At 45.2% G+C, this 22,634-nt stretch carries 20 protein-coding genes; 18 read left to right on the top strand and 2 right to left on the bottom strand.

Translation table 11 applies throughout. From position 1 onward, the window contains the following. Positions 1-204: 204 nt before the first annotated feature. The 6 genes from D6855_RS09320 (at position 205) to D6855_RS09295 (ending at position 9,373) form a co-directional block, all read left to right on the top strand. Entirely contained in the window at positions 205-3,987 is a 3,783-nt protein-coding gene (locus tag D6855_RS09320) for a diguanylate cyclase (RefSeq protein ID WP_120740312.1), read from the top strand. A 3-nt stretch (positions 3,988-3,990) separates the two neighbouring features. Next, complete coding sequence (locus tag D6855_RS09315) at positions 3,991-4,908, top strand: GNAT family N-acetyltransferase (protein WP_120740310.1); 918 nt, start codon at positions 3,991-3,993, stop codon at positions 4,906-4,908. Positions 4,909-5,062: 154 nt separating this feature from the next. Next, positions 5,063-6,856, top strand: a complete 1,794-nt coding sequence (locus tag D6855_RS09310) for a Na/Pi cotransporter family protein (protein ID WP_120740416.1) — start codon at positions 5,063-5,065, stop codon at positions 6,854-6,856. A 21-nt stretch (positions 6,857-6,877) separates the two neighbouring features. After that, positions 6,878-8,032 carry a serine hydrolase domain-containing protein gene (locus D6855_RS09305; protein ID WP_120740308.1) on the top strand — a complete coding sequence of 385 codons (1,155 nt, stop codon included), beginning with the start codon at positions 6,878-6,880 and terminating at the stop codon, positions 8,030-8,032. Positions 8,033-8,049: 17 nt separating this feature from the next. After that, positions 8,050-8,613, top strand: a complete 564-nt coding sequence (locus D6855_RS09300) for an NUDIX hydrolase (protein ID WP_120740306.1) — start codon at positions 8,050-8,052, stop codon at positions 8,611-8,613. Between the two features lie 10 nt (positions 8,614-8,623). Next, complete coding sequence (locus D6855_RS09295; protein ID WP_120740304.1) at positions 8,624-9,373, top strand: Crp/Fnr family transcriptional regulator; 750 nt, start codon at positions 8,624-8,626, stop codon at positions 9,371-9,373. 89 nt (positions 9,374-9,462) lie between these two features. Here the strand turns inward: D6855_RS09295 and mgtE are convergent, their stop codons facing one another. Continuing rightward, complete coding sequence (mgtE, locus tag D6855_RS09290) at positions 9,463-10,827, bottom strand: magnesium transporter (protein WP_120740302.1); 1,365 nt, start codon at positions 10,825-10,827, stop codon at positions 9,463-9,465. Between the two features lie 316 nt (positions 10,828-11,143). On the opposite strand from mgtE, the gene D6855_RS09285 reads away from it, so the two are divergent. The 12 genes from D6855_RS09285 (at position 11,144) to atpC (ending at position 21,653) form a co-directional block, all read left to right on the top strand. After that, the gene (locus tag D6855_RS09285; RefSeq protein ID WP_120740300.1) at positions 11,144-12,283 is read left to right on the top strand and encodes a hypothetical protein; all 1,140 of its coding nucleotides are present in this window, start codon (positions 11,144-11,146) and stop codon (positions 12,281-12,283) included. Between the two features lie 137 nt (positions 12,284-12,420). Then, positions 12,421-14,232, top strand: coding sequence for an aspartate--tRNA ligase (gene aspS, locus D6855_RS09280; RefSeq protein ID WP_120740298.1), 1,812 nt, complete (start codon positions 12,421-12,423; stop codon positions 14,230-14,232). A gap of 216 nt (positions 14,233-14,448) precedes the next feature. Next, positions 14,449-14,727: an AtpZ/AtpI family protein gene (locus D6855_RS09275; protein WP_120740296.1), complete on the top strand. Its 279-nt coding sequence runs from the start codon at positions 14,449-14,451 to the stop codon at positions 14,725-14,727. Positions 14,728-14,753: 26 nt separating this feature from the next. Further along, positions 14,754-15,182 carry an ATP synthase subunit I gene (locus tag D6855_RS09270; RefSeq protein ID WP_120740294.1) on the top strand — a complete coding sequence of 143 codons (429 nt, stop codon included), beginning with the start codon at positions 14,754-14,756 and terminating at the stop codon, positions 15,180-15,182. A gap of 10 nt (positions 15,183-15,192) precedes the next feature. After that, on the top strand, positions 15,193-15,960 hold the full coding sequence (locus D6855_RS09265) for a F0F1 ATP synthase subunit A (protein WP_120740292.1): 768 nt from the start codon (positions 15,193-15,195) through the stop codon (positions 15,958-15,960). Between the two features lie 45 nt (positions 15,961-16,005). Further along, the gene (atpE, locus tag D6855_RS09260) at positions 16,006-16,287 is read left to right on the top strand and encodes an ATP synthase F0 subunit C (protein WP_120740290.1); all 282 of its coding nucleotides are present in this window, start codon (positions 16,006-16,008) and stop codon (positions 16,285-16,287) included. Positions 16,288-16,325: 38 nt separating this feature from the next. Next, on the top strand, positions 16,326-16,823 hold the full coding sequence (atpF, locus tag D6855_RS09255) for a F0F1 ATP synthase subunit B (RefSeq protein WP_120740288.1): 498 nt from the start codon (positions 16,326-16,328) through the stop codon (positions 16,821-16,823). Positions 16,824-16,834: 11 nt separating this feature from the next. Further along, positions 16,835-17,374 (top strand): ATP synthase F1 subunit delta, encoded by a 540-nt coding sequence (atpH, locus tag D6855_RS09250; protein WP_120740286.1) that lies wholly within the window; start codon positions 16,835-16,837, stop codon positions 17,372-17,374. A 21-nt stretch (positions 17,375-17,395) separates the two neighbouring features. Beyond that, positions 17,396-18,925, top strand: a complete 1,530-nt coding sequence (atpA, locus tag D6855_RS09245) for a F0F1 ATP synthase subunit alpha (protein WP_120740284.1) — start codon at positions 17,396-17,398, stop codon at positions 18,923-18,925. Between the two features lie 13 nt (positions 18,926-18,938). Next, positions 18,939-19,799, top strand: coding sequence for an ATP synthase F1 subunit gamma (gene atpG / locus D6855_RS09240; protein ID WP_120740282.1), 861 nt, complete (start codon positions 18,939-18,941; stop codon positions 19,797-19,799). Between the two features lie 30 nt (positions 19,800-19,829). After that, positions 19,830-21,224: a F0F1 ATP synthase subunit beta gene (gene atpD, locus D6855_RS09235; protein ID WP_120740280.1), complete on the top strand. Its 1,395-nt coding sequence runs from the start codon at positions 19,830-19,832 to the stop codon at positions 21,222-21,224. Between the two features lie 12 nt (positions 21,225-21,236). After that, positions 21,237-21,653: an ATP synthase F1 subunit epsilon gene (gene atpC, locus D6855_RS09230; RefSeq protein WP_120740278.1), complete on the top strand. Its 417-nt coding sequence runs from the start codon at positions 21,237-21,239 to the stop codon at positions 21,651-21,653. Positions 21,654-21,713: 60 nt separating this feature from the next. Here atpC and D6855_RS09225 read toward each other — a convergent pair whose 3' ends face one another. Further along, positions 21,714-22,625 carry a carbohydrate ABC transporter permease gene (locus D6855_RS09225; protein WP_120740276.1) on the bottom strand — a complete coding sequence of 304 codons (912 nt, stop codon included), beginning with the start codon at positions 22,623-22,625 and terminating at the stop codon, positions 21,714-21,716. Positions 22,626-22,634 lie beyond the last annotated feature (9 nt).

The following is a 22,634-nucleotide window of genomic DNA, read 5'->3' as shown; positions in this document are numbered from 1 at the left end:
GACACTATTATATTAACAAGTGTATGTGTCTAAAAGATGATTTGAAGTAACCATTCTTTTAATTAATTATGAACAAATTGTAAACAATGAAAACCGCAAGAAATAAGACATTTCTTGTGGCTTTTTTATATTCCGCCTAGTAGTTATCTTTGTTCCGATAATGTATAATAAGAATACTACGACTTTACAAATTTTGGGGATGTTATGAGGAAGCTTAGATCCTGGAAGAGCTGGGGTGTAATTCTTTTCTGTATTTGCATAAATGTCCTGGGCAGAAATCTGGCACTTAAGCTGGAACTGCCGATCTGGCTTGATGCGGTAGGAACAATAGTGGCAGCAATAGGGTATGGGCCCTTTGTTGGCGCTTTTTGTGGTGTTGTTGCCAACATTATTGCATCTGCCGGGGATGTGATGGCATTCCCATATCTATTGGTTTCTGCTGGAATTGGTATTACGGTAGGACTCTTTTACCCAAGGACTAATCTGAGCTATCTTAAATGCACATCTGCAGCGGTACTTACAGGTATCGTATCTGCACTTCTTTCCACACCACTTAACTTAATAATGTACAACGGAAGAACTGGGAATATCTGGGGTGATGCCCTTATGGACATGATCTCCTTGGATATTCAGGTTCCTCTTCTCACTTCATTTATAGGAGAAGCCTTTGTTGATATTCCGGACAAGACAGTGAGCCTTCTGATCGCAATAGCCATAAAGATATTTGCTGACAGGGTATTAAAGATCCTTAAGAAGAGGGGCATTGTGCTTGCGCTGTGCATCTGTCTTCTGATTCCTTGCTTTGCGATAAATGCACAGGCTTATGACTTTGGTGCAGAATATGCCGGCGTTCTGTATGACGCAGACAGTGGTCTTGATTCTGTTGAGGTAAACGCCCTGGCCCAGACAGAGGATGGCTACGTGTGGGCTGGAACCTATACCGGTCTGTACATCTATGACGGATACAGATTCAGGATCATGGATATTGACGACAGGATCAAGAACGTCACAGAGCTTTTAGTGGACAGCAGAGGCCGCATGTGGATAGGAACCAACGACAACGGAGTTGCCTGCTACGATGTAAAATCAGGAGATATTACATTCTTTACCATTGAGGAGGGTCTGTCCTCTAACGTTATTAAAACCATTGCAGAGGACTACGAGGGAAATATCTATGTTGGAACAGCCACCCAGCTGTGCATGATAGGCCTTGATATGTCTGTTGAGAGCTTTGGCGGAAACAGTTATTACGGAATAAATAAACTTGCCAGCAGCGGAGACACTGTGGCAGGTATAAGAAGTGATGGAAGCATTGTTGTATTTAGCGACAAGAGACTTATCTATGTTCTTGGCGGAGACTTCACCACCGTGGCTGCTGAGAGCGAAGGTAACTATATTGTAGGTAGTTCAACCAACTTCACAGGAAGACTGTTCTTTAGCGAAGGTAAGACAGACCTTATGTCCAAGCAGTACTCAGATGATCTGTCCTACTACAACAAGATCCTTTATTCAAGAGATTACAAGGGAGCTTTCCTTTGCTGCGAAAACGGAATTGGCTTCTTGTCAGATAAAGGTTCACTCTCTACCCTTACCACCGATGATTTCGCAAGCTCCATCGTTGACGTCATTACCGATTATCAGGGAAATGTATGGTTTGCATCTAATAAGCTTGGAATCAAGAAATACTCATGGAACCCATTTGAGGATATCTTTGCAAGATCCGATGTGCCTTCAAACGTTGTAAACAGCGTCCTTGTATGGGGAGGCATTCTCTATGCCGGTACCAGTACCGGTCTTGTGACCATAGATCTTAAGACCTATTATTCTGTGCCGATTCCGCATCCTGAGGTTTTGCGAAACGTCCTTATCAAGAACATTATGTGTGACAGCAAAGACAATATCTGGTTCTCCACCTATGGTGAAGCAGGTGTTGTTAAAATGCGTCCGGATGGCAGTATTGTCACATTCAATCAGGAAAACAAAGGCGCTGAAGGAGATGTGTTCAACTTAACCTATGAGCTCTCCGACGGACAGATCCTTGCGGCGTCAAATACCGGACTTTCATATATCCAGGGCAATGCAGTAGTTAAGACCCTTGGAGAGTACGACGGTATCACAGAGCAGATCCTGTGCATTCAGGAAGGCGCTGGCGGCGTTATCTATGCGGGTTCTGACGGCGGTGGAATTTACGTTATCAGAAACGGAGAGCTGGTAGCTACGCTGGACGAAGAAGAGAATCTTCAGACCATGGTGGTACTTAAGATAGTTCCATGTAAAGGCGGATATATCTTTGTCACCAGCAATGCGCTGTATTATTACAACGGACAAAAGATAAAGCGCCTTGATGCCTTCCCTTACAGCAACAACTATGACGTGTTCATATCTGATGCTGGTAAGGCCTGGGTTCTGTCCAGCAATGGAATCTATGTTATTGATGAAAAAGACCTTTTGGAGGACGGAGAGTATAACTATCTGGTCCTCAACAGGAGCAGAGGCCTTCACACTTCCATAACTTCAGGCTCCAACTATGTTTTAAGCGGAGATAAACTGTATCTGTCCTGTACTAACGGAGTCAGAAGGATATCCACCACCGACTACGATTCTTTCAACAATGACTATGACATCAGGCTCTTCGAGCTTAAGGCTGGCGATGAAGTCATTCAGGAGAAGAATGGAGAATATACTATCCCTGCTACATCAAGCCGTATCCAGTTTGATGTGGCGGTCTTGAATTTCTCTTTTTCAGATCCGCTTTTGCACATATATCTTGAGGGTATTGAGGACGAAGGTATCTGGTGCAATCAGACCGACATGAGATCCCTTACCTTCACGAACCTGCCCTACGGCGACTACATGCTTCACGTTGAAGTCCTTGATACGTCGGGAACTAACGTAATTAGAGAAGAGGTATTTCCTATACATAAGGAGTCGCAGCTCTTTGAGAGGTCATACTTTAAGCTGTATCTGGCAGCTGTTGTGGCCTTCCTTGTTATGTATATTGGCTGGCTCATAAGCGGAATCCTTCAGAATTTCAGCAATGTGGAAAGGCTTCAGGAGGAAGCCACCAACGATCCTCTTACAGGTCTTTACAACAAGAGAGGGGCAAAAGAGATACTGGAGCCTCTGTGCGAAACTGAGACAGGCATACTGGCTATCTTTGACCTTGATAACTTTAAATCTGTTAACGATATTTATGGTCACGACATGGGCGACAGGATCCTTATTGAGCTCTCTGGCATCTTAAAGAGAACCAGTGGCGAGGATGACGCCCTTTGCAGAACCGGTGGTGATGAGTTTGTGGCTTTCTTTAAGGATCTTGATGAGGAAGGTCTTAAGCTAAAGAGTAAGCATTATAATGAAGAGATATTAAAGGTTGCCCATAAGATCATGGGAAAAGATATGGCGATTCCCCTTGGAATATCCATAGGAGCTGTTGAAGTCAACAAGGACGGAGAAAAAGAGACCTTTGAGCTTCTGTTCAAGAAAGCAGACAGAGCACTTTACATGGTCAAGAATGCTGGTAAGCACGACTGTCTTCTCTACAATGAAGACAGCTTAACTGCTGGCTCACGCTACGATACAGAATACATTATGGGTCTTGATGAGCTCAGGAAGGTCATCAGCGAAAGAGGTGGCAGCGACACCGCCTACAGAGCTGAGGGTGACAAGATCTTTGATGTCTACAGGATCCTTGTGAGGATGAAGCAGGGCGGAGTAAGCGATGCAGCTCTTCTTCGCTACAATATTCAGGGTCCGGTTTCAGGGGAAATAAGAAGCGATGTTTTGGAGGAGTTCTATGACATATTAAAAGAAGTCCTTGGAAGCACGGACATCTATTCTCCAGATGGCCATGGAAACATCCTTGTAATGATGACTGGAGCTGGTCTTGAAGAAGCTAATGCCGCTGCTGACAGGATAATGGAAAAATGGAATGCTAATCCTAATAGCAAGGACTATACAGTTACCTTTGAGAAGGAGATGCTCTAAAAATTGTTAAAAGCTTTAGTTTTTCTTATTGATAAAGATAAATACTGTGATGAGAAGATAAAGGCAGACATCGACGAAACCGTAAGGTACGTTCGGGAGTGCGGATATTCCTCGGAGCTTTTTCATAGCGCAGAGGAGATCGAAAGCTCTTTTGCCAGTGAAAAAGAAACCACTCTCGTGGCAACTGACAGGGGCGAGGCGTCAGAAAAGCTCCTTGCTGATGGCTACTACGTTGTTGGGGTGCTGCACGACGACAGAGACGTTCAGGAATTTAAAGGGGCGAAATATGTCTTTTCCGAGATAGAAAACGTAGATATGGACTCCTTTGTAAAGGTGTTCCAGAGGTATGCTGAGGAGCCCTGGGAGATACTAAGGACGGAGCGTCTTCTTATAAGAGAGACCACCATTGAGGATGTGGATGAGTTCTACAAACTGTACAGCGATCCGTCCATGACAGAGTTTATCGAGGGGCTCTTTGAGGATCCGGAGGATGAAAAGAGATATCAAAGGGACTACATCAAGAAGGTATATGGCCTCATGGGCTTTGGCGTGTGGACGCTTGTTAGGCTGTCCGATGGGGCAATCGTTGGAAGAGCAGGGTATTCCGTAAGGAACGGCTTTGATGAGGTTGAGCTTGGATATCTTATAGGTAAGGACTATCAGAGGCAGGGCTACGCCATGGAAGCCTGTCAGGCGATCCTTGATTATGGAAGGGATGTCCTACAGTTTGACAAGGTCCAGACCCTTGTTAAGGCAGAGAACGAGGCATCAATCGCCATGTGCGAGAAGCTTGGATTTGTGAAAGACTCTGAAGTTGACGTGGAAGAAAACATCTACGGCAATGAGTATAAAGGCGGCGGAAAGGTTGATATCAGTAAGGCTACCTTCGGAAAATACGTAAGGATGACCCGAGTCTTCTAGTCCGCAAAAGAAAAATTGACCAGACGCAAAGATTTTTATGGTAATTTTTAGGTTTATCTTGTAATATATATGCTGTAACAGAGAAAAATACTTGATTCTGGCGGATATGAAGAGGCAGGAGCCTCTTATGGAGAGTATCCACCCTGGAGGAAAAATGAGTTCTTTAGAAATCTTTAGTCTGGTAGCGGGATTGGTCGGCGGACTTGCAATGTTCCTGTATGGAATGAATGTAATGAGCGGCGGACTGACCAAGGCAGCAGGAGGCAAGCTTGAAAGCGTGCTTGCCAAGGTTACAGAGCACCCTATAATTGCTTATATCTTCGGCGTTGGAGTCACAGCGCTGGTACAGTCTTCATCAGCATCTACCGTAATGGTAGTTGGTCTTGTTAATTCAGGTATCATGACCCTGAAGCAGGCAGTAAATGTCATCCTTGGTGCAAACCTTGGTACAACCTTTACAGCATGGCTTCTTTCCTTAAACGCAATCAGCAGTGACAACTTTATAATAAATCTTTTAAAGCCCAAGTCATTTACACCGTTCCTGGCGATCATTGGCATTGGCCTTTACATGTTCTCCAAGAACGACAAAAAGAAAAACATCGGAACCATCCTTCTTGGATTTTCTGTTCTTATGTTTGGAATGAGCACCATGTCTGATGCCGTTTCACCACTTAAGGACGTGGAGAGCTTTAAGAGAGTTCTTACAACCTTCAGTAATCCTATTATAGGCTTCCTAGTAGGTATCATCTTTACCATGGTCATCCAGAGTTCTGCTGGTACCATCGGTGTACTTCAGGCATTATCACTTTCAGTTAAGATCAAATACAGCATGGCTATTCCTGTTGTTATCGGTGCAGAGGTTGGAACCTGTATCACAGCTATCCTCTCTTCTCTTGGTGCCAACAAGAATGGTAAGAGAACAGCCCTTATGCATCTGTACTTCAATGCTATCAAGGCTTCTCTTTTCATGATCATCTTCTACGCTCTTCACGCAACTCTTAACTTTGCGTTTATGGAGAACGAGATCGGAATGGTTGGAATCGCTGGTATCCACACCCTGGTTAACCTCGTGGCAACACCACTTATGCTGCCATTCTCAGGACTTCTTGTTTCCCTTGCCCTCAGGACTATTCCTATCGACGAGAAGGAGAAAAAGGAGCAGGAAGAGCAGAAGGGTATCCAGACACTGGATCCAAGATTCCTTGCGAACCCTCCATTTGCTCTTGAGCAGGCAAGGATCGCAGCCATCGCCATGGCGAACATGTCCAAGGATGCGCTGGTTAAGGCTATCAGCCTTATTGATAACTATGACGCTGAAGTTGCAGAGGATGTTGACTATCTTGAGAGAAAGGTCGACACCTACGAAGACCAGCTTGGAACATACCTTATGCAGATCAACGCCCATCACCTTGGCGTTAAGGACAGTCACACTCTGTCAGTTCTTTTGCACTGCATAACTGACTACGAGAGAATCAGTGACCACGCCCTGAACATCATGCAGAAGGCTTCTAATATGAGTGAGAACAAGAGGTCCTTTACTCCTAAGGCCAAGTCTGAGATGGAGATCTTTGCAAGCGCCGTTGAAGAGATCATGGATCTTTCAATTCAGGCTTTTGAGAATCAGGACGTTGCTATCGCCAAGAAGATCGAGCCTCTTGAGGAAGCTATCGATGGTATTCACATGGAGGTTAAGCGCCGCCACGTTAGAAGACTTCGCAAGGGCAAGTGCACCATCGAGCAGGGCTTTGACCTTTCAGATATCGGAACAGACTTTGAGCGTATCGCAGATCACTGCAGTAACATTGCAGTTGGCCTTATCGAGGTTGACGAGGACGCTTATGATTCACACGGATATATCCAGCAGCTCAAGGCTGACAAGGGCAAAGACTTTGAGAAGGAAGTCGACTTCTATCAGAACAAATATCTGCTTCCAGCAGTAAAATACTAATGATTATTTGGGGAATGTGTTATGAATATCAGAAAGCTTAACAGGCTGGATACTCTCATTGAAAAGCAGAGAGAATCAGGCGCTCTTCAGGGTGCCACAATAATAGTTGAGCACAAGGGCAAAAGAGTTTACGAAAACACTTACGAGCCAGACAGACCAGACAGCATCTACAAGATCTTTAGCATGACCAAGCCTGTCACAGCAGTGGCAGCAATGATGCTCTATGAGAGAGGCGAACTCGATCTCATGAGCAAGGTCAGTGACTATCTTCCAGGATATAAGGACTGCAAGGTCGTATCATCCGAAGGAATCCGCAAGGCCCAGAACCAGATCACAATAAGAGATCTCCTTAATATGACCTCCGGAATAGTTATGACCGGAGATTTTGGAGAGGCTGAAAGGCTGATGTCCAAGATCTACAAAGAGGCCAGAATCCAGAGAGAGTCAGGGATCCTTAAGTCCAACGTGGACATCTGCAATAAGCTTGCAGAGGCAGGAGTTGCCTTTGAGCCAGGAGAAACCTTCAGATATGGTTATTCTGCAGATATTCTCGGCGGAGTGATCGAGGTCATCTCAGGAATGAAGCTCTCAGAGTTCTTTAAAAAAGAGATCTTCACTCCCCTCAACATGGAAGACACAGACTTTAAGATCGGTGAGGGAAAAGAGTTCCGTCAGGCCGTTCTATATAGAAGAGATAAAAAAGGAAAAGTCGTAAGGGCAGAGGACGACGTAAGAAGACGCCTTGAGATGGAGACCCCCACAAGGGATCCATGGTTTGAAAGGGGCGGAGCAGGTCTTTACTCCACAGCCGGAGACTATGCCCACTTTGCGCAGATGCTCCTTAACAAGGGTTCATACCACGGAAAAGAGCTGATCGGAAGACGCACCATGGAGTTCATGACATCTCCTCAGCTTTCAGAAGCGCAGCTTCAGACCAACGACTTTGAGTCCTGCATTGGATATAACTACGGAAACCTCTTCAGGATATTAACAGACCCAGCTAAGGCTGCTTCTAATGGCAGCATTGGTGAGTTTGGATGGGATGGACTTGCTGGAACATACTTCTTTGTTGATCCAAACGAGGAGCTTATCTTTATCTACATGCAGCAGATCGCAGAGGGCCTTGATTTCAGTTTCCTTCGTGGCCTCAAGCAGATAATCTACGGCGCATGCTAAGGACTTAAGGAGTTATCATGGAATTTCAGTATATAGAAAAGAAAGAGCAGGGCAATTTCATTACCCGCTATGATGTCCATTACAAGATGATGGATGGCAATGAAAAAGTGTATGAGATGATCAGCAGGAATCCTGATCTTAAGACCTTTGACCAGCTTCAGAACATGGAGGGGGAAGATGCAGTAGCCATCATCATGCACGATGAGACCGGAGAGAAGATCCTTATTAACAGAGAGTTTCGTATGGCTACTGGCAGATGGGTCTACAATTTCCCAGCTGGTCTTATAGATGAGGGAGAGACCCCTGAGGTTGCAGCAAAGCGCGAACTCAAGGAAGAAACAGGACTTGATATTTTAAGGATAGATAAGTGGTGGGGACCATGCTACTCTGCCATAGGATTTTCAAACGAGAGAAATGCATGCTGTGTGGGAGTTGCAGGAGGAACTTTTTCTGAGAGCACTTCCTGCCAGGAGGAGATCCACTGCGCCTGGTACACTAAGGCAGAGATAAAAGAGCTTTTGGAGAAGGAGCCTTTTGCAGTGAGAACCCAGGCTTATTGCTACTGCTGGATAAACAGCTAATGGTACTTTTATGAATTCAAAAAGTGGTGTATACCGCGACGACAGTCACGGAGAAGAATTAAAATTAGGATTGGCAGGTATCAATATCTGCGAAGAATGCGGGGGCTTTTGTACCCAGAATGTCCCGCTGATGGAAGGACTTCCTGTTGACCTTCAGGTAAGCCTTATGGAGCATTCCATGCACGATTCTCTTAAAAAGGGAAGCTACCTTTTTAGAGAGGGTGAGGAAGTTGACTCCATCTGTATCATCAGAAAGGGAAGAGTTAAGCTCTGCAGGTACGACTCCCTTGGAAGAGAGCAGATCATTACCATCCTTGCTGATCACGATATCATCTGGGAGGGAATGTTCCTGGATGGAAGCGTTTATCCATATTCAGCAGTGTGCCTTACCAATTCCTCAATATGCCAGATCCACAAAGATGACTTTATCAAGGTGGTAGATGATCCGGCAGCAGCCATGAACACTATAATCCTTCTTAGTAAGAAGCTTCATGATGCCAACGAGAGAAATATGCTGTTATCTACTAAGGACCCAATGGCAAGGCTTGCTGGTTTCCTGCTCTACAGAGTTGAGAGAAGTATTGACGACGATGTGATCCTTAAGCTCGATGATATAGCAGCCAGTGTGAGCCTTCGTACTGAGACTGTGTCAAGGAAACTCCGTGACATGGAGAAAAAGGGTCTTATAGAGAGACTTGGACATGCAAGGATAAGGGTGATGGACAGAGACGCCCTCAGGAATATATATATTTCACAGTGATAGTTCTTTTACCAGATAAAAAGCCCTCAGATTATGAGTGATTCATAACCTGAGGGCTATTATTATGCGTTGTCTGTGATGGCTATCCGTCATGTGGCCAGATGAAGCAGGCTGGTTGCGATGTTGAAGTACACAAGAAGTGAAAGTGCATCAACGATGGTTGTGATGAATGGGCTGGCCATTACTGCAGGGTCAAAGCCAAGCTTGGACGCCAGCATAGGAAGGCAGCAGCCAACCAGTTTTGCAATAAGTACTACTATAAGAAGTGTCAGGCATATGACAAGTGCTACTGTTATCTGAAGTCTGTCGAGGAGAAGGAGCTTAACGAAGTTAGCGGCTGCAAGGGTGAGACCACAAAGAGCAGCAACTCTTATCTCCTTCCATATGATCTTGAACAGATCCTCGAACTCGATCTCTTTAAGCGAAAGTCCACGGATAATGGATACGCTTGCCTGGGAACCTGCGTTACCGCCGGTGTCCATCAGCATTGGGATGTAAGCTGTAAGTACAACAAAAGCTGAGAGGGCATCTTCAAAGCCTGTGATGATAGCTCCTGTAAAGGTGGCGCTGATCATAAGGAACAGCAGCCAGGGAATCCTGTTTTTGTAGGTCTCAAAAATTCCAACCTTAGGATAGGGCTTGTCCGATGGCACGATAGCTGCCATCTTTTCGATATCCTCGGTAGCCTCTTCTTCAAGGATGTCCACTACGTCATCGATGGTGATGATACCAACCATACGGGATTCGTTGTCAACAACGGGCATGGCGGTGAAACCGTATTTCTGGAAGGTTCTTGCAGCTTCCTCCTGGTCGGTCATGGTGCCAATGCTGATGACGTTGGTGTTCATGATGTCACCGATTATCTCTTCAGGCTCCATGATGAGGAGGTATCTAAGAGCAACAGTTCCGACAAGGACCTTCTGTTTGGTTACAACGTAGCAGATATTGATGGTCTCTGAATCAACACCCTTTTTACGGATGCGCTCTATGGCATCACTTACTGTCATGTCTTCCCTAAGGTCAACATACTCCACAGTCATGATAGATCCGGCGGAGTCCTCAGGGTACTGCAGAAGGTGATTGATGTCAGCTCTTGTCTCCGGGCTTGCATTAGCCAGGATACGCTTAACAACGCTGGCAGGCATTTCTTCCAAAATGTCTGTAGCGTCATCGGCCATCAGATTTTCAATTATGTTGGATGCTTCCTTATCAGACATAGATCTGATGATGTACTGCTGTACATCAGCTTCCAGATCTGCAAAGACGTCAGCCGCCATATCTTTGGGAAGGATCCTGAACATTTTAAGGGAATCTTCCTCTTCCATCTCACTCATGGCAGCAGCGATATCTGTTGTGTTCATGTCAGAGATGGTCTGGCGAAGCTTGGTGTATTGTCTGGACGACAGAAGTTCTTTAAGAACGACGGATAGAGTCTTCTCTTCTTCTAATTCCATGGTAATCTCCTTTATGTGTGATTTTTATGGTACTTCGGCCAGGAGCAGAATCGCTACTGCATAAATGATTATCTGACTTCATAAAAACCACCACCTTTCTATCGGAGATTAGTGAGCAAATGCGCGTCACCTCTATTACTTTAGCACATTAGAAAAAAACATGACAACCCTAAACCTGTATCAAAAATGAATTTTCTAAAGAGTTTATAAATATTAGCCTTTTTCTTTGCCTTTTACGAAAACGTATTCGTATAATGGTTTGTGGTTGAAAAAATAGAAAAAAAGAACAGGTATTATGAGGAGGAAAAATACTATTATGAAAAAGTCAATTGCAATGATCATGACAGGCCTTATGGTTCTTTCACTTACTGCTTGCGGACAGGCAGCTCCAGCAGAGGCTCCTGCAGCAGAGGAAACAGAGCAGGCAGCAGCTGAGGCATCTGTAGAATCTACAGAGATTGCAAACCCTTGGAGAGATGCATCTGAGGAAGAGTGCAGACAGCTTGTTGGAAACGGCTTTAGTGCTCCAGAGGGTGCAACAAATGTAAAGTGGAGCGTTATGGATTCAGGTGATCCATACAGACAGCTTGTACAGATGACATTTGACCTTGACGACAAGAGCTTTACTGCAAGACAGCAGGCTACAGGTGATAATGCAGAGGACCTTTCAGGCATGTACTTCGACTGGACAGTAGAAGATGATGTAACTCTTGCTAACTGGGCAGGCGGAAACATGGCAGGTAAGTGCAAGCGCTTTATTGGAGATACTGAGTGGGTAGATGTCTGCACATGGTACGATGTTGAGACTGGTGATTCATATTCACTTAGCACAACAGCCAAGGACCTTGACGGATTTGATATCCAGGCAATCGCTGAGGCTATCTACGATCCAAACAAGCAGTTTGGTGCAAATGCTCCAGAGGAGAGCGGAGAGCTTCAGGAGCACATTCCAATGGTAAACCTTGATGGATGCGATACATTCACACAGATCGTTGACAAGCTCCCTGCAGGAAGCGGATACACAAACATTAAGCTTGGAGATACAGATGTGCTCCTTGTAGCATCATGGACATTTGATGACCTTGAGGGACACAATGCAGCTATCGACGCAGAGGTTTACTCATACACTGACAGCGGAACACCTCAGTACGCAGGTTTTGTAGAGGCTGCCGGAACAGCATATCCACTTGCAGTTAACAACGACAAGCTCTATGTTGGTGGAAATCACTTCATGAAGGTTTATACATCATCCTACGGATTCCCTTGCTGGGACGAGTTTGCATGGGAAGAGTTTGATACAGATGGCAAGGCAACATATTACTATCGTTCAGACCTTCATGACATCGCAGATGTTGGTGCAGATGAGAACGGAGTTCTCAAGGACAATTCAGTCCTCAGCAGACTTTACGATGAATGCTTCTCTGGCGAGATCCTTAACTTTGATGTGATCAAGTAATTATTTAATGAATTCAGGGCCATGTGAGAATTAGTAAATTTCTTACATGGCTCTTTTTTTATGACTTGAAAGAACGTGGATGATGGTCTAAAATATCTTAGTTAACGAGATTAATTTGTAGAAATGGAGTATTACTTATGATGCAATCACGTACACATAACTGTGGTGAGCTGCGCATGGAGAACGTCGGCGAGAGCGTAACACTTGTTGGCTGGCTTGAGAACATGCGTGAAGTTGGTAGTGGACTTGGATTCGTTGTCCTTCGTGACTTCTATGGCACAACCCAGATCGTTTTAGAGACAGAAGAGATGGTTAAGCAGGCCAAGGCCATCAACAAGGAGTCAACAATTTCTGTAAAGGGCGTAGTAAGAGAGCGTAGCTCTAAAAACCCCAAGCAGGCAACTGGTGACATCGAGGTTGTTCCAGAGAAGATCGATGTTCTTGGAAAATGTCATCATAACGAGCTTCCTTTTGAGATCAACCACTCAAGAGAGGCTGATGAGACAGCCCGTCTTAAATATAGATATCTTGACCTTAGAAATCCTGAGGTTAAAAAGAATATCATCCTTAGATGCAATGTTGTTGCAGCGCTCAGACAGTCAATGACTGAGCACGGATTTTTGGAGATCACAACCCCTATCCTTACAGCATCATCTCCTGAGGGAGCAAGAGACTACCTTGTTCCTGCAAGAAAGCATCCTGGTAAGTTCTATGCCCTTCCACAGGCACCTCAGCAGTTCAAGCAGCTTCTTATGACAGCTGGTTTTGACCGCTACTTCCAGATCGCACCTTGCTTTAGAGATGAGGATGCAAGAGGAGACAGAAGCCCTGGAGAGTTCTATCAGCTCGACATGGAGATGGCTTTTGCATCACAGGAAGACGTATTTTCAGTATGTGAGGATGTACTTCCTCCAATCTTTGCTAAATATGGCACATACAACCGTGCTTCAGGATCACCTTTCATGAGGATTCCATATCTTGAGGCTATGGAGAAATACGGATCAGATAAGCCTGATCTTAGAATCGACCTTACAGTGCAGGATGTTACAGATAAACTTGCTGACTGCGGATTTGGTCCATTTGCAACCAAGGCTGAGGACGGAACAGCTACAGATGTGCGCATCAAGGCAGTTGTTATTTCTGATTTCAAGGAGAGCCGCAAGTTCATCGATAAGACAATCGGCGATGTAGAGGTTCAGTCTGGTAACAAGGCTTACTGGTTCAGAATGGATGAGAATAATGAGCTGGTTGGAGGTATCTCCAAGTTCGTTGCTCCAATTAAGGACGACGTAGTTGCAGCTCTTTCACTTAAGGCTGGAGATCTTGTAGTTCTTTCAGCAGGTAAGCTTGGCGCAGCCCAGAAGACAGCCGGTGTTATCGTTAAGACCTTCGGTGCAGCTGTTCCAGGACATATGGATAAAGAGCAGTATGCATTCTGCTGGATCGTAGACTTCCCTATGTACGAGATTGGTGAGGAGTCAGGCGAGCTTGAGTTCTGCCACAACCCATTCTCAATGCCTTCAGGCGGTCTTGAGACCCTTCTTAAGGCTGAGAGAGGCGAGATCGATCCTCTTTCAATCACAGCTGATCAGTACGACCTTGTATGTAACGGCGTAGAGCTTTCATCAGGTGCTGTTCGAAATCACGATCCTGAGATCATGATCAAGGCCTTCGAGATGGTAAGACTTGGCGAGGATGATGTTAAGGCCAAGTTCCCAGCTATGTACAACGCATTTACTTATGGTGCTCCTCCACACGCAGGAATCGCACCTGGAGTAGACCGTATGGTAATGCTCCTTGCAGGAGAGGATACCATCAGGGAGATCATTCCATTCCCTATGAACAAGAATGCACAGGACGTAATGATGGATGCTCCTGGCTTCGTTACAGACAAGCAGCTTGAAGAGCTTCACATCAGGACTGTAGTAGAAGACAAGACAGAAGAGTAATAACTGACGAAATTTTGATAAAATGTTTATAAAGAAATATAGCCGAAATTCGCTAAAGCAGAAAAATAGCGGGTTTCGGCTATTTTTTTATAATTCTGAGAAAAGCCAGAATTGTCTAACTTTAGTTGAGAAAAGCCCATAAAAAGTGTATTATTATAGTGTTATACTGTTTGTCGTATACACAAATATGCAGGAAGGAGCGGAAAAGAGACGTCCATGGAAGTTCGAAACGCATCAAAACTGATTGGACAGTTTGCTATGGTAGGTCAGCTTGGCTTATCACTTCTTATGCCCCTTCTGATGTGTCTTTTTGCGTGCTACCTTCTGGTAAGCAAGCTTTCTGCCCCTCTGTGGGTGTACATTATTGGCTTTATCTTGGGGATTGGGGCTTCTATGACAACCGCTTATAAGGTGTATCTGTCAGTGGTTCACAAAGAAGAAAAAAAGAAGATAAAAAAAGACCCTAATGAGGTTTACTTTAGTAAGCACATCTAATACTTTTTGCGGGAGAAATTAAGGGTATGAAAATTCAGCCAGCCGTTAAGACTGAGACGGGGAAAATAGCACTTGGCACCGGAATTGGTGTCCTTGTAATGTTTTTGGTGTTTTTTGTTTTGCACATGGTAGTTCCGCAGGATGCTCCATTTAATCTGGCGGTACCATTTGATTATAAGGTTATCCTGGGAGGCATCTGCGGCTTTTTAGTAGCTGTCGGCAATTTCTTCTGGATGGCTATCACAGTGCAAAAGGTTGCATCCATGGATGATGAGAAGCAGGCCCGCAGTACCATGGGCGTCAGCTACAGGTACAGGACTCTTCTGCAGCTTCTGTGGGTAATACTGGCTATAGTTGTTCCAGTATTCAACTTGGTAGCGGGCATTGTTCCGCTATTCATTCCTAGTTTAGTAATAAAACTACGCGGTATCATTTCTGCGGGGAAAGGAGGTTGAAGAGTAAAGCATGAGTCAGAGCTTCGAAGTTGATTACGCGAAGATATACTGCTCAATAAAAACCGGAATTCCCATTCTAGGGGATCTAAAGATCACAGAGACGCTGATAGTCAGCTGGATCGTAATGATCATTATTACCGGTTTGTGTATCTTCCTGACGAGAAATCTCAAGGTTGAGAATATCTCGAAGAGGCAGGCTTTTGCAGAGATGCTGGTTGAAACGGGCAACAATTTTGTCCGCAATAACACAGGAGGCACCAAGTTTGACAAGTTGATACCATTTGTTTCGGCGCTGTTTGCAACGAGCGTGGTATCCAATCTGATAAGCCTTGTGGGACTTAGAAGTCCAACAGCAGATCTGTCAACAGAAGCAGCCTGGGCGGTAGTCGTTTTCACAATGATTACTGCAACCAAGATCAAGACCAACGGTTTTGGCGGATATTTAAAGGGGTTCACGACACCTATTGCGGTCATGACACCATTCAATATCCTGTCTGAGTTGGCAACTCCAGTTAGTATGGCGTGCCGTCACTTTGGAAATATCCTTTCCGGCGTAGTTATCGACGGACTTATCTACTGGGCATTAGGGCTTGCGTCAGCAGCCTTGTTTGGACTGATACCGGGTGCGGTTGGACAGTTCCTGTCCAAGATCCCAATTCTCGGCATAGGTCTCCCTGCTGTAACCGGCGTATATTTTGACTGGTTCTCAGGATGTATGCAGGCGTTTATCTTCTGCATGCTGACCGTCATGTATATAGCAAATGCGGCAGAGGAATAATTCAAAAAACAAAATAATAATTCATATCTTAGGAGGCAAAGAATTATGAGTGATTTTCAGTTACTAGCTAAAGGTATTGCACTTGCAGGATGTGGTATTGGTGCCGGATGTGCGCTTATCGCAGGTATCGGACCTGGTATTGGTGAAGGAACTGCTGTTTCAAAGGCTCTTGAGGCTATCGGACGTCAGCCTGAGTGCAAGGGCGATGTAACCGGAACAATGCTTCTTGGTTGTGCCGTTGCTGAGACAACTGGTATTTACGGTTTCGTTACAGGTCTTCTTCTTATCTTCGTTGCACCTGGAATGTTCATGGGATACCTCAACTGATTAGCTTATCTGTTATCCCGGATAAAGGAGATTAAAATATGCAAACACAGGAACTAGTAACACTAGTACCCTGGACCTTTATCATTCAGATCTTGAACCTTTTCATTCAGGTGTATCTCATTAAGAAGTTTCTTTTCAAACCGATCAATGAGATTCTGGAAAAGAGAAAGAACCTAGCTGATAAGGAGATAAGGGAAGCCAGGGAGGCCAAGGATGCAGCCGATTCTCTTAAAGTTCAGTATGAAGACAGCTTGACAAATGCCCACGCTGAGGCAGCTCAGATCGTATCTGATGCCCAGAAGGAAGCCCAGAGCAAGGCAGATACCTTAGTTCATGAGGCAGAGGCAGAAGCTCAGAGCATCAAGGCTAGAGCAGCAGCTGATATTGAGCAGGAAAAGAAGAAAGCCATCAATGAGGCCAAGGATGAGATCGGATCCCTTGCAATGGAAATTGCAGGCAAGGTTGTTGAGAAAGAGATCAGTGAATCCGATCATAAGAAACTTATAGAAGATTTCATTTCTAAAGTCGGAGCATAAGGAGAATTAAAATGTCAAAAGCTGGAGATCTTTATGGGCAGAGCCTATATGATCTGGCAGCGGAAGAGAACCTATCGGATGATATTTTGGGCGAAATGGAGGCTGTGAAGGGGATATTTGATGATAACCCTGATTACGTAACCCTCCTGTCGGAGCCTTCGGTCCCTAAGAAAGAGAGACTGCAGCTGGTGGACGAAGCACTTGGCAGCTCTTTGACCGCTTATCATCTGAGCTTCATCAAGATTCTCATCGAGAAGGGGCTGCTCCGTGAATACTCAGGATGCCTTAAGAGATTCAGAAAGGCTTACAATGAGGACCACGGAATAGCAGATGCGTTAGTGACAACAGCAGTTGCACTATCAGGCGATCAGCTTAATCAGCTCAAAGAGAAACTTGAGAAGATCAGCGGTAAGAAGGTACTTCTTAAACAGAAGACAGATCCGGACATCCTCGGTGGTGTCAGAGTAGATCTGGAGGGACAGCTCTTTGACGGTTCAGTCAAAGGCAGGTTATCCGAGCTTCGCAAGAAAGTTGATGAGACTGTCATCTAAAACAATACATCGGAGGATGATATGGAACTAAAACCAGAAAAAATATCCGAGGTCATTCGAAGCCAGATAAAGAATTATCAGAACGCTATAATTCAGAACGAGACTGGAACAGTTCTTACCGTTGGTGATGGTATTGCCAGAGTTAGCGGACTTTTGAACTGTATGTCCGGTGAGCTTTTAGAGTTTGAGAATGGTACATTCGGAATGGCTCAGAACCTCGAGGAAACAGTAGTATCCGCGGTTTTGTTCGGCGAGGATGTAGGTATCAGCGAAGGACAGACCGTTAAGCGTACAGGCAGAGTCGTATCTGTTCCTGTAGGCGAGAAGATGATCGGACGTGTTGTAAACGCCATCGGTCAGCCAATTGATGGACAGGGACCAATTGAGACCACAGAGTATAGGCCCGTTGAGTCACCTGCACCAGGTATTATCGCAAGACAGCCCGTTAAGGAGCCACTTCAGACAGGTATCAAGGCTATCGATTCCATGATCCCTATCGGAAGAGGACAGCGTGAGCTTATTATCGGCGATAGACAGACTGGTAAAACTACAATCGCAATCGACACTATCATCAACCAGAAGGGCAAGGATGTTATCTGTATCTATGTTGCTATAGGACAGAAGAGATCCACAGTTACAGCTCTGGTTGAGGATCTTAAAAAGGGCGGCGCTATGGACTACACAATCGTTGTAGCAGCTACAGCGTCTGAGCCAAGCCCATTGCAGTATATTTCACCATACACAGGCTGTGCTATGGGTGAGTACTTCATGAATCAGGGTAAGCACGTTCTTTGTATCTACGACGATCTTTCCAAGCACGCCGTAGCTTACCGTGCACTCTCACTGCTGATCAGAAGACCACCTGGACGTGAGGCTTATCCTGGTGACGTATTCTACCTGCATTCAAGACTCCTTGAGAGAGCAGCTAAGCTCTCCGATGAGAACGGCGGTGGTTCACTTACAGCCCTTCCTATTATCGAGACACAGGCTGGTGACGTATCAGCATACATTCCTACAAACGTTATCTCCATCACAGATGGTCAGATATTCCTTGAGACAGAGCTCTTCCACTCAGGAATCATGCCAGCGGTTAACCCTGGTATTTCCGTATCCCGAGTTGGTGGTAATGCTCAGATCAAGGCTATGAAGAAGGTTGCTGGTACACTGAAGCTGGTTTACTCACAGTACCGTGAGCTTGCAAGTTTCGCTCAGTTCGGATCAGACCTTGATGAAGACACCAAGGCTCGTCTGGCACAGGGTGAAAGAATCGTTGAGGTTCTTAAGCAGGATAAGAATCAGCCGGTTGCTGTTGAAAAACAGGTTGCCATCCTTTATGCCGTAGTAAATAACATCCTGATCAAGGTTGCAACAACTGATGTTGCAGAGTATGAGGCAGGACTTTATGAATTCCTTGACAACGATCCATCCGGAATCGCAGCAATGCGTGAGATCCGTGAGACTGGAAAGCTTGAAGGGGATACTGAGACCAAGTTAAAAGAGGCACTGGACGCTTACACAGAGAAGTTCGTTAAGCAGAAAGAAGCGAAATAAGGAGGAATAAATAATGGCTGGATCAATGAAAGCTGTTAAACTCCGAATCAAGAGCGTTCAGAGCACGATGCAGATCACCAAGGCTATGCAGCTGGTTGCAGCATCTAAGCTGAGAAAAGCCAAGGAAAGAGCTGACGCTTCAAAGCCCTATCTCGAGACCATGATCGGCACACTTACAGATATAGCCAATTCAAACACTGATTTCCAGTCTCCATTTACGAAGACTGTGGACAATGACAAATGGTTGTACGTTGTAATTGCCGGTGACAGAGGCCTTGCAGGTGGATATAACTCCAACCTGTTCAAGTTCATGGAAGCAGAGACCAAGGACAGAGAAAACATAACAGTTCTTCCCATTGGTAAAAAGTCTGTAGAGTATTTCAAGCACAGAAACGTGCCGCTGTTCACAGAAGAGTACGCGGAAGTTGCTAAGGTAACTATTTCAGACTGTTTCCAGGTTGCAAAGATTGTCTGCGACGCATATAAGAGCGGCGAGTTTGGACACATTTTCCTTTGCTATACAAACTTCGTGTCCATGCTTTCCCAGGTTCCAACAGCAGCATCACTTCTTCCTCTCTCTGACCTTAGAACTGAGGAAAAAGAGTCTGATGGAAAAGCTAGGGACCTTATCCTATATGAGCCGGACTCAGAAACCGTGTTCAATGCAATTGTTCCGGAATACCTGGCGGGAATTCTTTATTCCAGTATCAATATTTCCTATGCAAGTGAGCTTGCTGCCCGCAGAACTGCAATGGAGGCAGCAACTGACAATGCAGAAGAGATGATCGATACTCTTAGTCTGTACTATAACAGAGCTCGTCAGGCTAGCATCACGCAGGAGATTACAGAAATCGTGGCAGGCGCGGAAAGCTGACGCACTGCTAACAAATTAAGGAGTCATAAAATGAGTGAGAATCATGTTGGAAAGGTAATACAGGTTACAGGCCCTGTACTTGACATCCGCTTCAAAGAGGGTGAGCTTCCAGATCTTCACAATGCCATAGAGATCATGATCGAGGACCGCAGGCTGATCGCTGAGGTAGCGCAGCAGGTTGGTGACGACGTGGTTAGATGTGTAGCCATGAGTTCCACAGACGGACTTGTTCGTGGAGCTGAGGCAAAAGACACAGGAAGCCCAATCACTGTTCCAGTTGGTGACAAGTGCCTGGGTAGAATATTTAACCTCCTTGGAGAACCTGTAGATAATGAACCTGCTCCAGAGGGTGTAGAGAGATGGGCTATCCATCGTCCAGCTCCTTCATACGAAGATCAGGTTCCAGCTACAGAGATCTTTGAGACAGGAATCAAAGTAGTTGACCTTATCTGCCCTTATGCTAAGGGTGGTAAGATCGGTCTTTTTGGTGGTGCCGGAGTTGGTAAGACTGTCCTTATCATGGAGCTTATCAATAACGTAGCCAAGGCTCACGGCGGTATTTCAGTATTTACCGGTGTTGGTGAGCGTACCCGTGAAGGTAATGACCTTTATGGAGAAATGAAGGAAAGTGGAGTTATTGACAAGACCGCACTGGTTTATGGTCAGATGAATGAGCCACCCGGAGCCAGAATGAGAGTTGGTCTTTCAGGACTTACAATGGCAGAGTATTTCCGTGATGTTAAGAATCAGGACGTGCTTCTGTTCATCGATAATATCTTCCGTTTCACACAGGCTGGTTCAGAGGTTTCAGCGCTTCTTGGACGTATGCCTTCAGCCGTAGGTTATCAGCCTACACTGGCTACTGAGATGGGTGCTCTTCAGGAGCGTATCACTTCAACCAAGAAGGGATCTATCACATCAGTTCAGGCCGTATACGTGCCTGCCGATGACCTTACAGACCCTGCTCCTGCTACAACATTCACACACCTTGATGCTACCACCGTTCTTTCCAGAGATATCGCATCAAAGGGTATTTATCCAGCTGTTGATCCTCTTGATTCAACAAGCCGTATCCTTTCACCTGATATCGTAGGAAAAGAACATTACGAAGTAGCCAAGGGAGTTCAGCAGGTGCTTCAGAGATATCGTGAACTTCAGGATATCATCGCTATCATGGGTATGGACGAGCTTTCAGAAGACGATAAGCTCACTGTTTACAGAGCACGTAAAGTCCAGAACTTCCTGTCACAGAGCTTCTCAGTTGCTGAGCAGTTCACAGGACTTCCAGGAAAATACGTTCCTCTTAAAGAGACTATCCGTGGATTTAAGATGATCCTGGACGGCGAGTGCGACGATCTTCCAGAGTCAGCATTCCTCCTTGTAGGAACCATTGACGAAGTATTCGAGAAGGCTAAGAAACAGTAAAAAGGAGCTACTATGTCTACTTATCATTTACAGGTTGTATCCATGGATGGCCCCGATTTCGATGGCGAAGTCCAAAAAATACTTTTGCGTACAATAGACGGTGATGTGGAGATTCTTGCAAGACACACCGACTACTGTACAGCTATTGGTATGGGCACGGCCAGGGTAACCATGGCAGACGGCACAGAAAGAAAAGCAGCCTGTATCGGTGGAATGCTTTCGGTCATGAAGGGTGAAGTCAGAGTTCTTCCAACCACCTGGGAGTGGAGCGAAGATATCGACTTGGAGCGTGCGAAGGCCGCTAAAGAACAAGCGGAGGAAAGGCTTAAGGATCAGCTTCTTGATAAAGAGGCAAGGATCCGCGCAGAGGCTAAGCTCTACAGAGCCCTTGTACGAATTGGCACCCACGGACAGGAACACGAATTATAATTAAGAGTAATAAATTAAGGCCCGGAGTTTTCTCCGGGCCTTTAAAGTGCCATAAAATAATTATTCTTTTACACCACCGATTGTAAGACCTGCAACAAAGTATCTCTGCAGGAATGGGTAGAGCATAACGATAGGAGCCATTGTGATAATGGTTGCAGCTGCTCTTACAGAAATAGGAGTGATATTTACTGATGTTCCTGTGGTTGCAGCACCTGCGTTACCCTTAAGACTTGTTACAGCTGAGAGCATCTTCATCAGCTCGTACTGAAGTGTGGTGTACTGATCTGCCATACGGTTGTAGAGCATTGTATCAAACCATGAGTTCCACTGACCTACAGCTACGAAAAGAGCTATTGTAGCGTAGATAGGTTTGCACAGAGGTGAGATAACAGATACAAAGATCTTCATATATCCGGCACCGTCAATCTGTGCTGCTTCCTGAAGGGAATCAGGAAGACCTTCCATGTAGGTTCTCATAACCAGCATGTTGAATCCGCTCAGCATTCCAGGGATAACATATACCCAGAAGGAATTGGTAAGGTGAAGATTCTTATAAAGGAGCATGATAGGGATCATACCACCGTTAACATACATGGTGATTACCCAGAAAAGTGAAAGCTGGGATCTGAATACAAAGTTCTTCTGGCTGACAATAAACGCAAGAAGAGCGTTGGCTGCAACTGCCAAAAGAGTTCCAATAACTGTACGAAGTACAGAAATAATAGCGCCACGTCCGATGTTCCTAAGGGCAAGAACTACGCTGTAGTTCTGAGTTGTAAAAATTCTTGGCCAAAGGTGTACGCCACCTCTCATGGCATCTACACCATCATTGAAGGAGATGGCCAGTGTATTGAGAACCGGATAAACGGTTACAATACAGAAGATTGTCATGAACAGAAACAGGAATATATAAAAAATTATGTCACCAAGTTTTAATTTATGAATTTCGCCTGACTTACTTAAGCTTTCCATACAGCACCT

The organism is Butyrivibrio sp. CB08 (assembly GCF_003625485.1).
Taxonomy (GTDB): Bacteria; Bacillota; Clostridia; order Lachnospirales; family Lachnospiraceae; genus Butyrivibrio.
Note: the sequence above shows the minus strand (reverse complement) of the source record. Positions and strands in the feature narration are given on the sequence as shown.